This is a genomic window from Streptococcus oralis, from assembly GCF_965111685.1.
Taxonomy (GTDB): domain Bacteria; phylum Bacillota; class Bacilli; order Lactobacillales; family Streptococcaceae; genus Streptococcus; species Streptococcus oralis_B.
The window spans coordinates 1,618,638-1,633,213 of record NZ_OZ217340.1; the positions used below are offsets into that span (position 1 = coordinate 1,618,638).

Sequence of the window (14,576 nt, forward strand, 5' to 3'; positions counted from 1 at the left end):
ATCATTAATTATTACTAAAATCTTCTTCTTTGTTAAGAAAAAACTAGATGATTTTTGGTTAAAATAAGATGTACAACCATTAAGAAGAATTTTAAATTTCGATGATAAACTTTTATATTCTTGTCTTTACTGAACTCTAATATAAGTTTAATCATATACTAAAACTTGGTTTAGTGTCAATTGTAGTAAAAATAGAATAACAAACATCAAGAGAGAACAAATATTGTTCTCTCTTTTTGACATTTATACAAATAAAAATCATTTCCTTAAAATTAGAAAAATTTCTAGAATCAATTCTTAATTTCTTTTACTACAACGTCTTTTTAATATTTTGCCACACCTATGTACTGACCCCAAAAAGTTAAACAATTTATTTATCCGAAGGATTTAGTTCTGTATTGCACAGGGCTAAGTCCTTTTAGTTTGACTTTGATTCGTTTATTGTTGTAGTAATCAATGTAGTCCACAATAGCTTGTTCAAGGTCTTCTAAAGACCTAAAGTGCTTCTCATAACCGTAAAACATCTCCGATTTCAAAATACCAAAGAAGGACTCCATCATACCGTCACCCTTGCGTGACATAGATGGCTGAATTCAATTACTCTCTAGAAACTGATGGTAAGAATCGTGTTGGTATTGCCATCCTTTATCACTATGGAAAATCGTATTCTCGTAGTGTTTCTCTATGAATGCCTGTTCCAACATGGTTTTCACTTGTTTCAAATTAGGCGAAGTAGATAGACTATAAGCTATAATTTCGCTGTTAAAGCCATCTAAAACTGGTAATAAGTATAGTTTTTGACTGCTTGCTGGAATGGTAAATTATGTCACATCTGTGTAGCACTTTTCCATTGGCTTGGATGCTTCAAACTGGCGTTGAATGAGATTCTCTGCTTTCTTGCCAATCTCTCCTTGGTAGGAATAATACTTCCATTTCCGACGAATTCGAGCCGTTGAACCTTTTTATGATTGACTTCATAACCACGATTTCTTAGTTCTAAGTGAATCCGACGAGAGCCATAATTTCCTTTATGGTCATCATAAATGGCCTGAATTTCGGTTTTAAATTCTTGATCCTTATCAACCCCATACAGCTGTTTCAAGAAGAAAATCTAGTCGAAATCCTCCTGAAACCATTTCTCTAACCGTCTCTGTCTTTCTAGCTCTAAGGCCTCGTCCCTCTCCTCTAACTCTTTTAACTTTTTTAGGTAGGCCATCTCAGTCCGTAAGCGTTCATTCTCCTATTGAAGTCGCTCTAGTTCTGTCATTTCTTCCCAGGTTTTCTTCCGTTTACGTCCCATTTTAGCTGGTCTCCCTCTTGTTTTCTCAACAATAGTACACCCGTTTTTCCTGTATTGTGCCAGCCAATTTGAAAGCATTCCTTGATTTGGGAGAGCATAGTCAAGACTAACACTTCTTTGCGAACGCCTCCAAGAAGAACTTTATCAATCATTTCTTGTTTTAGTTCTGGAGAAATAACGATTCTTTCCCTTTTTAACGATTTCTATTCCATAATGGTCAATTAATTTAATCATGTACCTAAGATTAGAATTGTTTATATCAAATTTATTTGAAAGCTTCTCTAAGCTATATCCTTGTTTTCTAAGTTCATAGATCTGAACTTTATCCTCATAACTCAATTTCATAATAAAACACCCCAAAAGTTAGATTTTTTCTGTCTAACTTTTGGGGTGCAGTTCACTAAGAGTATATTAAATAAAATATAAAATTAATCATTTACCACTTTTTTCAGACGGGCACTTCTTGCAAATTGAAAGTGACTTTTTATTCCTTTTTCAAGGCATTCTAGGTTCTTTTTAGTTATTTTATATGATTTCATTTACTGATAATTTTGAGGTAGATAATGTATTTAAAAATTCTATGAGCGTTTTCAATATTAAAAAATCCTGTAATATCTATACTAAATAAACATATTACAGATATCATGAAGATAAAATTAGAAAAATAATTTAGGCAAAAAGGACTTAACCATCATGTCGACGGCTAAGTCCTTTACTTTTTTAAAGTTATTTCACATGGTTTGCGAGATTTTCTTGAGCCTTTTTATTTGACTCTTCTTTTTCTTTCAACCATTTTTCTTGAGCTTTTTGGTATTCTTCTGTTGTCACGGCTTTATCTTGTACTTCTAGATATTTGTACAAAAGGGCTTCGCTCATACCCTTGTTACCAGAATATGCAAATGGAAGTGTAAATGGTACCATCTTAGACAACATTGGACGACCAGTTTGAGAAGTTGTTGGAATGAGCAAGGCACTGTCTGTCAACCAAGCTTGGGCAGCAGCATATTTCTCATAACGTTTTGAAACATCAGTAGTTTCTTCACCAGCTTCCACAACCATTTTTTCGTAATCTTCTAAACCAACATGCTTAGCTGCAGCATTGTTTGTCCCAGAATCAAATCCTAAATATGTTTTCGTATTTTCTCCTACAGAAGGCTTGATAATATCAAGATAAGTAGATGGATCGATATAGTCTGGAGACCAACCCACGTTATCTGAGATATCCCAGTCTTCTCCAGCCGCAGTTTCAGCGAAGTAGGTAATGTTTTGAACATCATCTTTTTGGAGCTGTTGGATGTCGATAACCACATTATCTGATCCTAGATTTTCTTCAACTGACTGTTTAAAAGATTGAACACGTTGAACTTTTGTTGTATTGGTTTGATCTACAGGCATATCCAAGTGGATTGGGAATTTCACACCTTCCGCTTGAAGGGCTGTCTTAGCTTTAGCGAATTCTGCTTTGGCTTTGTCAGGACTGTAGAGTCCATCTTGAGCATCATCCAAGTTTACCTTGCTCCACTCGTCTCCATAGGTCACCAATTTTTCCTTAACTAATTCCCCAAAGTTTTTCCCATCTGCCTGTACAAATGTAGGAGGAACAAATAAGTTACGAAGCAGTTTAGTAGCCCCGCTTGCACCATTTACTTGAGAAGCGTAGGCTGTTCTGTCAAAACCAAATGCAATAGCTTGACGGAAGTCCTTATTCAAAAGGGCCTTCTTGGTTGATGTTTTTTCCTCATCTGTTGTCTTAGAAGTGTACTTATAAGACTGACGATCGATATTTGTGCCCACTAAATAAGTAGTAGAATCTTGTTGGGTATAAACGATATTGTCTTTGAATGTTTTTTCAGTCTCTGTGTAACTAGCACTTGTTGGGAAGAGACGAGCCATTGTAAAGCTACCGTCTTTGAAAGCTTCAGTTGGCTTATTGGTATCTTGACCATCCCAGAAGGATAATTTCACTTTGTCAAGATGAACATTGTCTTTGTCCCAATAGTTTGGATTCTTTTCGAACTCGACTGATGATTTTGCTACGATTGATTTGAGTAAGAATGGGCCATTATAGAGAATACTGCTTGGGTCCGTACCTTTAGCAAAATCATCCCCTTTAGAGTTCAAAAACTCTTCATTAACAGGAGCCAGAACACCCATTGTTGTCTTAGAATTCCAAAAACTTTCTGGCTTGTTCAATGTGTATTGAACGGTATAATCATCAAGAGCTTTGATTCCTACTTGAGAAAAATCTTTAGTTTCTCCTTTAACATAGGCATCTAATCCCTTGATAGATTCCTGAACCAGGTAAAGACCATCTGATTTCTTATCAGCAGCATACTTAAGACCAGTTAAAAAGTCTTGAGCTTTAACTTCTGCATATTCCTCACCTTCAGATGTATACCATTTCGCATCCTTTCGGAGTGTATACGTGTAAGTCAATCCATCCTTAGATACAGACCAATCCTCAGCCATAGATGGTACAAAGTTCCCATAGCGGTCATTTTCGAGCAAGCCATCAATAACGTTGCTAGTAATATTCGCTGTAGCTGCCTTACCAGTTGTCAAATAGTTTAGGTTATCAGGATCCGTTTCGTAAATGTATGAGAATGTTTTCTCACCTTTAGCATTTGAACTTGATCCAGAGCAGGCCGCAAGAGTCGCAGCTGCCAATAACGTCACACCCGCAAGGGCAAGTAGTTTTGAACTTTTCATTGTTTTCTCCTTTAAAACTTTCACCCCATTATAGTCCCTTTTCAGAAACATGTCAATAAAATTTTCAGAATTTTTGAATTAATTTGGTAAATTCTGATAAAATGGGTTTCTATTATAAAATTATTATTCTCTAATACTATATTTTTATATCTTAAACCAGCAAAACAAGGAGCGAAAATCAGATTTTTTATCATTTTTTTGTTATGATTAGATAGAAGAAAAGTTAAGGAGAAGACAATGATATTAATTACAGGTGCGAATGGTCAACTCGGTACTGAACTACGTTATTTACTAGATGAACGAAATGTGGACTATGTTGCAGTGGATGTGGCCGAAATGGATATCACGAATGCTGAAATGGTTGAGAAGGTATTTGCTGAGGTTAAACCAACTCTAGTCTATCATTGTGCAGCCTACACTGCTGTGGATGCAGCAGAAGACGAGGGGAAAGAACTGGATTTTGCCATCAACGTAACTGGTACTGAAAATGTAGCCAAGGCCTCTGAGAAATACGGAGCTACTCTGGTCTATATCTCGACAGACTATGTCTTTGATGGGAAAAAGCCCGTTGGACAAGAATGGGAAGTCGATGACCTACCTGATCCGCAGACAGAGTATGGACGTACCAAGCGAATGGGGGAAGAACTTGTTGAAAACCTTACGTCACAGCATTACATCATCCGCACTGCTTGGGTTTTTGGAAATTATGGAAAAAACTTTGTCTTTACCATGCAAAATCTAGCCAAAACCCATAAAACGCTTACAGTGGTCAACGACCAACATGGCCGCCCAACCTGGACACGTACCTTGGCTGAGTTCATGACCTACCTAACTGAAAATCAAAAAGAATTTGGCTACTACCACTTATCAAATGACGCAGCTGAAGACACCACTTGGTATGACTTTGCTGTCGAGATTCTTAAAGACAGTGATGTTGAAGTGATTCCAGTAGACTCCAGCAAGTTCCCTGCCAAGGCTAAACGCCCCCTCAATTCAACCATGAGTTTGACCAAAGCAAAGGCGACAGGTTTCGTCATTCCAGCCTGGCAAGATGCCCTTAAAGAGTTTTATAAACAAGAAGTAAGAAAATAAGAGATTACGACATACATAAAAAGCAAGAGACCATGAGGTCTCTTGCTTTTTTATATCTGATTATTTAATCACTTGTTGTGTCTTGGCATAGTTAGCCTCTACCGCTTCTTTTTCAGATTTCCACCAGTCTTGGTTGTCTGTATACCACTTGATGGTCTCTTTGAGGCCTGCTTCAAAGTTGGTAAACTCAGGCTTCCACCCTAGTTCATCACGAAGTTTGCTTGCATCGATGGCATAGCGGAGGTCGTGACCAGCTCGGTCGGTCACATGGTCATAAGCATCAGCTGGCTGTCCCATTTCCTTGAGGATGAGTTCCAGCACTTCCTTGTTATTCTTCTCACCATCCGCACCAATCAAGTAGGTTTCACCGATTTGACCCTTTGTCAGAATCGTCCAAACACCTGAAGAATGGTCATTGGTGTGAATCCAGTCACGGACATTCTTACCTTCACCATAGAGTTTTGGCTTGATACCGCTCAAGATATTGGTGATTTGGCGCGGAATGAACTTCTCAATGTGCTGGTAAGGACCATAGTTGTTTGAACAGTTAGAAATAGTCGCTTTAACAGCAAATGAGCGCACCCAAGCTTTGACAATCAAGTCTGAAGCTGCCTTGGTTGATGAGTATGGCGAGCTTGGATTATACTTGGTTTCAGCCGTAAATTTCTCACCTGGACCTTCTCCATGACCTGGCAAATCTTCACGCAAAGGCAGGTCCCCATAGACTTCGTCAGTTGACACATGGTGGAAGCGAAGGTCGTATTTACGAGCTGCTTCCAAAAGAGTGTAAGTCCCAATGAAGTTGGTATGGATAAAGGGGCTCGGATCATTGAGCGAGTTGTCATTATGGCTTTCTGCCGCATAGTGAACGATGGCATCTGCTTGAGCAGCTAACTTATCGACCAAGGCTGCATCTGCAATATCTCCAACAACCAACTCAACACGATCACCTAAAATTTCTTCAATATTGGCACGATTACCTGCATAAGTCAGCTTGTCCAGCACTGTCACATGAACATCTGGAAAGTTATTATAAACATAATGAACAAAGTTAGAACCGATAAATCCAGCTCCACCTGTCACGATGATGTTTTTGTATTCAGTCATTTTTATTCCTTAACTTTTTTACAAATCTTCTTTTCTTAGTGGTTTGACATCCTTAAGTAGGGGATGATGTTTATCAGCTTCTGAGACTTCTGCTGCTGCTAGGTTTTCCCACTGGATGCCCAAAGCTGGGTCCGCATAGTTAACAAAGGCGTATTTCGGCTTGAGCTCAAGTGCCCAGTAGTCATTGACCAGATAGCTATAAGAAACTGTATCCGAGAGTACTTGGAAACCATTGGCTACGCCACGAGGGACAAAGATTCCCTTACTCGCATCAATCACTGTCTGATAAACATTTCCAAAGGTCTCGCCTTCACGCAAGTCCACCCAAGATCCTAAAACCTTCCCATCGTCTGCAACTGAGATATACTTGTCCCAAGGCTCCGCATGCAAGCCACGAAGAACATTTTTTCGAGAAAAGCTGACGTTGTTTTGCAGTTTCCCTTCGGCAAAGAAGCTTTCAGGAAAACCAAGCGGTAGCATCTTTTCTTTCTGAAAATTTTCCTTAAACCAACCACGATTGTCACCATGAACTGGAATGTCGAACTCTAACAAACCTGGAATGGCATCAATCTTGTGCACTGCAAGTGTTTTACCAAAAAAATTATCTGTCATCTAGATTTCTCCAATCAAACGGAGCAGGTATTGCCCGTATTCATTCTTCTTGAGTGGTTGCGCCAACTTCAGTACATCTTCGCGGCTGATATAACCCATTCGGTAGGCAATTTCTTCCAGGTTGGCAACCTGGAGATTTTGCATTCGTTGAACCGTTTCGATATATTGGGAAGCCTCTAACAAGCTCTCGTGTGTCCCAGTATCCAACCAAGCAAAACCACGGCCCATCACCTCAACAGACAAATCCCCACGCTTCAAATAAGCATTGTTAACATCTGTGATTTCCAACTCGCCACGAGCACTTGGTTTGATCTGTTTAGCAATCTCCACAACGTCATTGTCATAGAAATAAAGACCTGTCACTGCATAGTTAGAGCGAGCATTCTCCGGTTTTTCTTCTATGGAAATAGCATTCATGTCTGTATCAAACTCGACCACACCAAAACGCTCTGGATCCTTCACTTGGTAGCCAAAAACAGTCGCACCCTTCTCTTTCTTGGCTGCCTTTTGAAGCATTTTGCTCAAACCAGGCCCATGATAGATATTATCGCCCAAGATCAAAGCAACACTATCGTCGCCGATAAATTCTTCACCAATAAGAAAAGCCTGAGCAAGTCCGTCGGGACTAGGCTGTTCCGCATAGGAAAGCTTGATCCCAAATTCGGAACCATCCAAGAGCAGGTCCTTAAAACGGGGTAAATCCTGTGGTGTTGAGATGATCAAAATGTCCTTAATCCCTGCCAACATCAGGGTTGACAATGGATAGTAAATCATGGGTTTATCATAAACCGGCATCAGCTGTTTTGACGCGGCCCGAGTAAGTGGGTACAGGCGCGTTCCCGAACCACCTGCAAGAATAATACCTTTCATAATAGGCTTCCTTTCTGGCTAATTACCTATCCTATATTATATTTCATTTTTTCCCAAATTCCCTAAGGAATTTACTTCAATTTGGATAAGGCAGCTTTTAAATAGGCTCCGTCTCGAAGATCAGCTCCAACTTTCCTAGCTTGTTCTGAAAGTTCCTTGTAGTCTTGAAGTGTCAAATCATCTAGTACTTTTTGGAGGTCGTGTAGAGAATCAACTGCTAGACCACACTGTTTATCCAGAACAAAATGTGCGAGAGCCGACTCTTTCCAGACTATTAGGGGAAAACCTGAAGCTAAGTAGAGAGAGGCCTTATGCGAGTTGTTAAAGCGTAGATAGTTTCCGTAAGAACCTTGGCAGGTCTCTGAGCTGTCTCCGTCCCATACCAAACCAAAACTACCTTCAAGAGCAGCGGGGAGGTCATCTGGCATAAAGGAACCAAAGTAGCTAGTGTTTTTCAATGCACGACTTTCATTGTAGCCCACCCCATACAAGTTATAGGCGGGCTGGTCTGGCAAGTTATAAAGATAACCTGACTTTGCAGGGTTCAAATTTCCAGCTACAATAATAGGCTGGTCTTTTTGGAGATTTGGTTTTTCAGCAAAGTTTGGAATCAGATAGTCAAAAATCTCCAAGCTAACCATTTTATCTGCTGGCACTCCTTGACCTACCAGAACTTTCTTCATGATATCGTTATGAACGATAATGCCATCCACTGACATCAAGGCTTTCTTTTCCTGGAAGTAATTGCGCACTTTATGACGAAATTTCACTTCTGAACCTGCTGCATGACGCAAGGTTTCAATATCATGGATCAACAGATAGAATTTTGCTCCTCTTTTTTGCGCCTGCTTGATGAGTTGTGAGATGAAAAATGTATGGTGGATAATAGGGAACTGAATCACCAATTCATCTCCAGCTCCCAACTGATCAAACACAGACTTGGTCGCACGATATTTGTGTTGTTGAGCTTTAAAGAAATTCATCTTATACCAATTCTCAACCTTGAGCTCCAAGCCCTCATAACCCTCTGATACTAGAATAGCTTCCACGTCATTTCGTGCCTTACTCCCTGCATTCTTTTCGTGTGCATTATGCAGAAATGAATCCTTCAGATAATATTTCACCTTTTCTCCTCTTTATCCGTGATGTTCTTAGATACTCCCTAGTTCTTCTTCTACCACATCCAATGCACGTTCAACAGTCACGTGCATATCATAGTATTTATAATCTGCCAAGCGCCCACAGAAAATAACGCGCCCATTTTTCTCAGCTTCTACTAGATACTGCTCATAAATAGCATTGTTTTTGGCATCATTGATTGGATAGTAAGGTTCATCTCCTCTCTTCCAATCTGCTGGATATTCACGAGTAATAACGGTCTTAGCTTGAGTCCCAAACTCAAAATGTTTGTGCTCGATGATACGCGTATAAGGTATATCACGTTCAGTATAGTTGACTACAGCATTTCCTTGATAATTTTCTTGGTCCAGAATCTCATGCTCAAAACGGAGACTGCGATACTCTAGTTCACCAAACTTATAGTCAAAGAACTGGTCAATCATCCCTGTGAAGACAAGCTTAGTTGCTGAAGCCTCCAAGTTCTCCCGATCAGCAAAGAAATCTGTATTAAGCTCTACTTCGATTCCTTCCAACAACTTTTCGATGATGACATTGTAACCACCAATTGGAATTCCTTGGTAACGGTCGTTGAAATAATTGTTATCATAGGTCAATCGAACTGGCAAACGCTTGATGATAAAGGGTGGAAGTTCAGTAGCGGAACGTCCCCATTGTTTCTCAGTATAGCCCTTTATTAGCTTTTCATAAACATCCGTACCAATCAACTTAATGGCTTGTTCCTCTAAGTTTTTTGGCTCAATATCTTGCATATGAGTCGTCTGCTCAGCAATCTTGTCCTTGACTTCTTGGGGTGTCTTTGTCCCCCACAAAGCATAGAAAGTGTTCATATTAAAAGGCAGATTGTAAAGATGTTCTTGATAGTTGGCAATAGGGGAATTGATGTAATTGTTAAACTCCGCAAACTGATTGACATAATCCCAGACCTTTTTATTAGATGTATGGAAGATGTGAGCTCCATACTTGTGGACATTGATTCCTTCAACAGATTGGCAATAGATATTTCCACCGATATGGTCACGTTTATCAATCACCTTCACTTTCTTGCCACGTTTGTTAGCTTCGTAAGCAAAGATTGCACCTGACAAACCAGCACCGACAATCAAATAATCGTACATAAAATCTCCTTATTTCTTTAAAACACTTTTTAGTTCTTGAAAATCTAAGACACGTAAGACCAAAACCAAGCCACCGTAGACTAGGAATCCAAGGACAGCATAAATCAAGACATTCACAACAGATGAGAAGTGGATGAAAGCTTGTACAGAATACAAGACGCCGTACATCAGTAGTGCTGCTAAAAGTATTTTTAGCATGGAGGGTAAAATCTTGACCTCTTTTAGATACGAACGTGTAAAGTAGAGTTGGATCAGCCAGACCAAACCTTCCGTTGCAACAGATACGATCGACGCCCCAATATAGCCTAGAGGTGGGATCAAGAGGAGATTCAAGCCAACACTAAAGACAGCTGGAATGGTTGTTGATAGCATAAATTCACGATTGCGATTATGAGGTATCAGAATCTGGATTCCCATTATGTTAGTCCAGCCAATAAAGAACATTCTAAAGACCATGATGGCAATCGCATAACGAGCATCTTGGAAGTCTTGCCCCAAGAAAAAATTGACAAAATCTTTGTTAACAATCAAAATCCCTGCAATCATCGGAAAGATAACCAAGTTATAAACCAGAAAGGAAATTTCATGTAACTTGTTAACCGCCTTTTGATTCCCTGATGAGAGGAGATTGGAGACCCGAGGCAACATGACACTACCTAGTGACGTTACCAAGGTCAACAAAATATTCAATAATTTCAAGGCTTGATCATAGATTCCGACATCCTTGGTCGAAGACAAGGCACCTAACATAGTGCGATCTAGCGTGATGTAGAGCGAAATAGCAATCTGTGGTAGAAACAAGAGAATGACTGGTTTGATATGCTCTTTGACATAGGCTATATCCAGATGTGGCTTATGAATGTGCTCCCGAGCAGGAAGCCACATACTCAACTGCCCTAGTAAATCATAGGCAACCAAGAGGATGATATACAAGTACAAGTCGGATGGCTTCTTGACAAAGAGGAAAATCGAAACAACCCCTAGAAGTTTGACCATTGTGTTACGAGCAGTGATTTTTTTGAAATCTTCTAACCCTTGAAAAAGCCAAGAAATATCAAAACCACGAGACAGCAAACTAAAACCAAGTATATAAGCGATTGGATTGTTCATCGACGGTACAAGCAAACAGACAATTATATATAGCGTAACCGCTAAACAGGTTGAAAGGACTTGTAAACTGTAAATACCCCAGAAGGTCTTTTCAACTTCCTTACGATGGCTAGAAATTTCCTTGGTCCCATAATTCGCTACTCCCAGCGTCGCTAGTAGGATAAAATAAGTCACGATAGAGTTATAGTATCCGTAAGATCCCAAATCATCCGAAGAGAAAACTCGGGTGATATAGGGAGTTGTAATCACTGGTAGGACGATGACAAGTAACTGATAGGACAGATTGTACAAGTAATTTTTTAAAACTCTCACACGGCTTCCCCCATCTCAGATTTTTCTCCTTCAAATTCCATCGCTGGGATGGTAGCAAAAAGAAGGAACATAAAAATATTGTATGATGGACGAACCCAGAAGGCCTCAAACATACAATTGACTGTTACTAAGGCCAGGCAGGTTAACAATAAATAGTTCTTCCTACGATAGAGAGTCCAAGACTGAACCATGTATAGGCATACCAACATAACAACTGGAATCAAACCGTAAGTAAATAACATTTGTACATAAGACGAATCTACATAGTCATAGTTCAAAACCGTTTCTGTCTTTCCTCCATATCCAACAAAGGAAATTCCACGAATTCCAAATAACTGTACGCCATATTTCTTAAGCGCTTCATGTCCCAAATACAATCGCATTCCGAAAAAGTTATTCAGAGAAACATATATTGGATGAGACCAACTAAACTTGTTGGATAGATAAATCATGACCGAAGAAGCGATACCAGCCGAAAAAGGCAGTAGGGAAAATAAACGCCATTCAGTCTTGTTACGATAATAAAAGTATAGAAAAATTCCTGTTGCTGCTAAGATGGAGCCTGCATTTAAACGGGCATCACAATAATAAATAATAAAGGCCGCCAAGGCTACACCTGATAGGGTTCTCAGGAAGATAAACTTCTTTCTAAGGAGATAGGAAAGGGCAGTAAAGAGATAGAAACAATGAGAGGCAAAGTCGGTTGGATAGATAAAACCAAAAGAGTTACGTACAACCACTCCCACGGGGCGAGTTTGAACAAACTGTAAATTAGGAATTACATTGACTAACGATAGTAAAATAATAAGCACTATAAAAGATAAACTCGTCCAAGTATAAATTTTAAGTATAGACTCTAAATCTGCTTTATAAAGAAAAACAATCAACAGCAAAAACATTAAACCATTTAAGTTTCCTGCCTTATAATAAACCATACTTCCAACTAAAATGAGGGTAGGTGCAAATATTAAAAAACTCAAAGAATAGCTACGAATATATAAAAAACGCACAGCTAGTAACATGATTGCAAAGAAAGGAACAAAATTAGGTATACTAGGTAATACAGGTGCTAACATTGAAGTGTTTATCATATCTATAGAAATTATCACAAATAAAACTGCTGTCACTAGCAATTTATCACGTTCTATCTTTAACATCTTCATTTTCCTTTTCTAATTTCTGAACTTTTTTCATTCAGTCGTTTATTTTTTTCCACTTTTTAAAGTAATAATAGAGGCGTGGATACCTGCTAATCAAGACATAGAGAATCTTACGTTTCTTACTAACTCTAGCATTCTTCAAGACAAGAGGTACATATGGTCTTGTCTTCTCCTGAAGTCGCTTGAACTCTGCTGGATCTCCGTCGCGAATCATCGTAAAGATAAGAAGACTTCCTGTAAAGAAGCGAGAAATAATGGCTGCTTGGAGTTCCGAATTCTCAGGATAGGTTGCATTCACAACCTCTTTTAAATGATCGATTGCTTCATAAAACTCGTATTGTTTAGGCGTGAAGGTCGAGGCAGTAATGCTACCCGGTCTATGGTAATAATGGTAAATCGGAAGATGAAACAAGGCCACAGATTGGGCTTGGTTGAGATGCTCACTGATTACATAGAGGTCTTCGTAGATGCGCCCCTTGGGGAAGGGAGCTTTCTCCAGAAGTTCTTTCCGATAGAGTTTCCCGCAAGCAGAGACCGTCACAAGGTCTCCGTAGAGCATTTCAGTCAGAGCCTTCGCCTTATCATAGACCTTAACCTGGTCTAGATCAAGCTGATCCAAGTGAAAATTTTGATAACGATGATAGTGGGCTGTTGGCTCCACTTTACCACTAACCATATCTGCTTGGGTACGACCTTGTAGCTCTGCTAGCAGTTCCAAGGCGCAAGGTTCCAAATAGTCGTCCGGATCTAGGAAGGTGATCCAGTTCCCCTTTGCCTTCAAGACTCCGTAGTTGCGAGCATCAGATAAGCCACCATTGACCTTGTGGTAGCTCTTCACCCAATCATACTGCTGGGCATACTGGTCACACAAGAGTCCTGAGCCATCACTCGATCCGTCATCAATCAAGAGGACCTCCATATCCTTGTATGTCTGATGTTCCAAACTCTCCATAGCATAATGAAGGTAGTCCTCCACATTGTAAACAGGCACAATTACCGAAATCATCTATTTTTTCTTTCTCTTACTTATTTTTTCAGTTTAAATCTCACATGAGCTTTTATCTGGAAGCAGTTGGTCCATAGCCTTGACGAAGTCTTTCATCACCTGTTCCTCATCTTGAACGTTGTGTCCGTCATTGATACACATAATTTGGTATCTTCCAGAATTTAGTAGCTTCCAAAAATCTGGTCCGGCATTATCCAAAGAAAAGAGTCCCCCTAACTTAGGATTTCCGATAGCGTATTGACCACTAGCGATCTGCCAATATTTAAAGAGCCAAACATTGGTATCAGAGGGACTTCTGAAGCGACTCGCTGAGGTTGTCTCCAAAACTGCTTTTTCCTTCTCCCATACCAAGTCCATTGTTGATTTTAGTAGGGGATAGGGCAGGTGACTCTCCCAGAAACCACAGATAAACTTAGTAGTCCCATAAAGTAAAGTCTTGATTAATTGTTTAATCCCATGCTTAAAGGAAAAAAAGTGACCATTATTTAAAATTTCTTTCTTCGAAAAATGACTAGTGATAATTCCCATATCATTCATTTGGAAATGACCAGTTCCATATCTCTCCGTTGTAATAGGAGCTAAAGCTGTAACATACTTTGGCAAACCATCCTCCGAGAAAAAGTCTATCGGCTCAACTGGAGCCGTCAAATACATATCATCATTAAAAAAGACAAAGTGCTCAGAGAGTCCAGGGATTCGATGGATATTGCTTTCAATAGGATTGGCAGAAAAAACTGGTAGATAGGCATTACAGATAATCTCTGTATGATCTACCAAGACCAATTTTTCACTGTTTATATCTAACCAGCTTGGCTTTTGCTGGTCAGTCACAAGGTAGATCTTATTGACCCAAGGAGCAAATTTTTCCACACCTCTAAACCAGTACTTAAAAGTTCCCCATTCACGATAGGATTTCTCTGAGTTCATACCCTCTTTAAAAGTGTTTATTGAGCCATCGTATTGGGCTTTCTTTTCTCTCCAAACCAAATCATTCCCATCAACCCATGCGACAACAAAATCAATCTTTTCTACCATTCAGTCTC

Annotated in this window: 11 protein-coding genes and 1 pseudogene; 1 reads left to right on the forward strand and 11 read right to left on the reverse strand. The window is 39.5% G+C overall.

All coding sequences use genetic code 11. The features are described 5' to 3' along the window. Window positions 1-374: 374 nt before the first annotated feature. Both ACLV7H_RS08305 and ACLV7H_RS08310 read right to left on the reverse strand, forming a co-directional pair. Window positions 375-1,645 (reverse strand): annotated as a pseudogene (locus ACLV7H_RS08305) (IS3 family transposase). Window positions 1,646-2,026: 381 nt separating this feature from the next. Next, a complete protein-coding gene (locus ACLV7H_RS08310; RefSeq protein WP_411866904.1) occupies window positions 2,027-4,009 on the reverse strand; it encodes a peptide ABC transporter substrate-binding protein in 1,983 nt (660 codons plus the stop codon). 237 nt (window positions 4,010-4,246) lie between these two features. Between ACLV7H_RS08310 and rfbD the strand changes: the two genes are divergently transcribed. Further along, window positions 4,247-5,101 (forward strand): dTDP-4-dehydrorhamnose reductase, encoded by an 855-nt coding sequence (gene rfbD, locus ACLV7H_RS08315; protein WP_411866905.1) that lies wholly within the window; start codon window positions 4,247-4,249, stop codon window positions 5,099-5,101. A 60-nt stretch (window positions 5,102-5,161) separates the two neighbouring features. On the opposite strand, the gene rfbB is transcribed toward rfbD, so the two are convergent. The 9 genes from rfbB to wefC all read right to left on the reverse strand — a co-directional run bounded on the left by rfbB (window position 5,162) and on the right by wefC (window position 14,568). Beyond that, window positions 5,162-6,208, reverse strand: a complete 1,047-nt coding sequence (rfbB, locus tag ACLV7H_RS08320) for a dTDP-glucose 4,6-dehydratase (protein ID WP_411866906.1) — start codon at window positions 6,206-6,208, stop codon at window positions 5,162-5,164. 18 nt (window positions 6,209-6,226) lie between these two features. Continuing rightward, window positions 6,227-6,820 (reverse strand): dTDP-4-dehydrorhamnose 3,5-epimerase family protein, encoded by a 594-nt coding sequence (locus tag ACLV7H_RS08325; protein WP_411866907.1) that lies wholly within the window; start codon window positions 6,818-6,820, stop codon window positions 6,227-6,229. Continuing rightward, window positions 6,821-7,690 (reverse strand): glucose-1-phosphate thymidylyltransferase RfbA, encoded by an 870-nt coding sequence (gene rfbA / locus ACLV7H_RS08330; protein WP_411866908.1) that lies wholly within the window; start codon window positions 7,688-7,690, stop codon window positions 6,821-6,823. Window positions 7,691-7,761: 71 nt separating this feature from the next. Continuing rightward, window positions 7,762-8,814, reverse strand: a complete 1,053-nt coding sequence (locus ACLV7H_RS08335; protein WP_411866909.1) for a galactofuranosyltransferase — start codon at window positions 8,812-8,814, stop codon at window positions 7,762-7,764. Between the two features lie 27 nt (window positions 8,815-8,841). Beyond that, on the reverse strand, window positions 8,842-9,945 hold the full coding sequence (gene glf / locus ACLV7H_RS08340) for a UDP-galactopyranose mutase (RefSeq protein ID WP_411866910.1): 1,104 nt from the start codon (window positions 9,943-9,945) through the stop codon (window positions 8,842-8,844). Window positions 9,946-9,954: 9 nt separating this feature from the next. Next, complete coding sequence (locus tag ACLV7H_RS08345; protein WP_411866911.1) at window positions 9,955-11,367, reverse strand: flippase; 1,413 nt, start codon at window positions 11,365-11,367, stop codon at window positions 9,955-9,957. After that, window positions 11,364-12,524, reverse strand: coding sequence for a polysaccharide polymerase (locus ACLV7H_RS08350; protein ID WP_411866912.1), 1,161 nt, complete (start codon window positions 12,522-12,524; stop codon window positions 11,364-11,366). The genes ACLV7H_RS08345 and ACLV7H_RS08350 overlap by 4 nt, the downstream gene beginning before the upstream one ends. A gap of 37 nt (window positions 12,525-12,561) precedes the next feature. Continuing rightward, window positions 12,562-13,533 carry a glycosyltransferase family 2 protein gene (locus tag ACLV7H_RS08355; protein WP_411866913.1) on the reverse strand — a complete coding sequence of 324 codons (972 nt, stop codon included), beginning with the start codon at window positions 13,531-13,533 and terminating at the stop codon, window positions 12,562-12,564. A gap of 33 nt (window positions 13,534-13,566) precedes the next feature. After that, window positions 13,567-14,568 carry a receptor polysaccharide phosphotransferase WefC gene (gene wefC, locus ACLV7H_RS08360; protein WP_411866914.1) on the reverse strand — a complete coding sequence of 334 codons (1,002 nt, stop codon included), beginning with the start codon at window positions 14,566-14,568 and terminating at the stop codon, window positions 13,567-13,569. Window positions 14,569-14,576: the final 8 nt, after the last annotated feature.

Excerpts from the sequence above, each read along its gene's own strand:
- ACLV7H_RS08355 (WP_411866913.1), bottom strand. The coding sequence starts at position 13,533 with ATGATTTCGGTAATTGTGCCTGTTTACAATGTGGAGGACTACCTTCAT.
- ACLV7H_RS08350 (WP_411866912.1), bottom strand. The coding sequence starts at position 12,524 with ATGTTAAAGATAGAACGTGATAAATTGCTAGTGACAGCAGTTTTATTT.
- rfbA (WP_411866908.1), bottom strand. The coding sequence starts at position 7,690 with ATGAAAGGTATTATTCTTGCAGGTGGTTCGGGAACGCGCCTGTACCCA.
- rfbB (WP_411866906.1), bottom strand. The coding sequence starts at position 6,208 with ATGACTGAATACAAAAACATCATCGTGACAGGTGGAGCTGGATTTATC.
- glf (WP_411866910.1), bottom strand. The coding sequence starts at position 9,945 with ATGTACGATTATTTGATTGTCGGTGCTGGTTTGTCAGGTGCAATCTTT.
- ACLV7H_RS08310 (WP_411866904.1), bottom strand. The coding sequence starts at position 4,009 with ATGAAAAGTTCAAAACTACTTGCCCTTGCGGGTGTGACGTTATTGGCA.
- ACLV7H_RS08325 (WP_411866907.1), bottom strand. The coding sequence starts at position 6,820 with ATGACAGATAATTTTTTTGGTAAAACACTTGCAGTGCACAAGATTGAT.
- wefC (WP_411866914.1), bottom strand. The coding sequence starts at position 14,568 with ATGGTAGAAAAGATTGATTTTGTTGTCGCATGGGTTGATGGGAATGAT.
- rfbD (WP_411866905.1), top strand. The coding sequence starts at position 4,247 with ATGATATTAATTACAGGTGCGAATGGTCAACTCGGTACTGAACTACGT.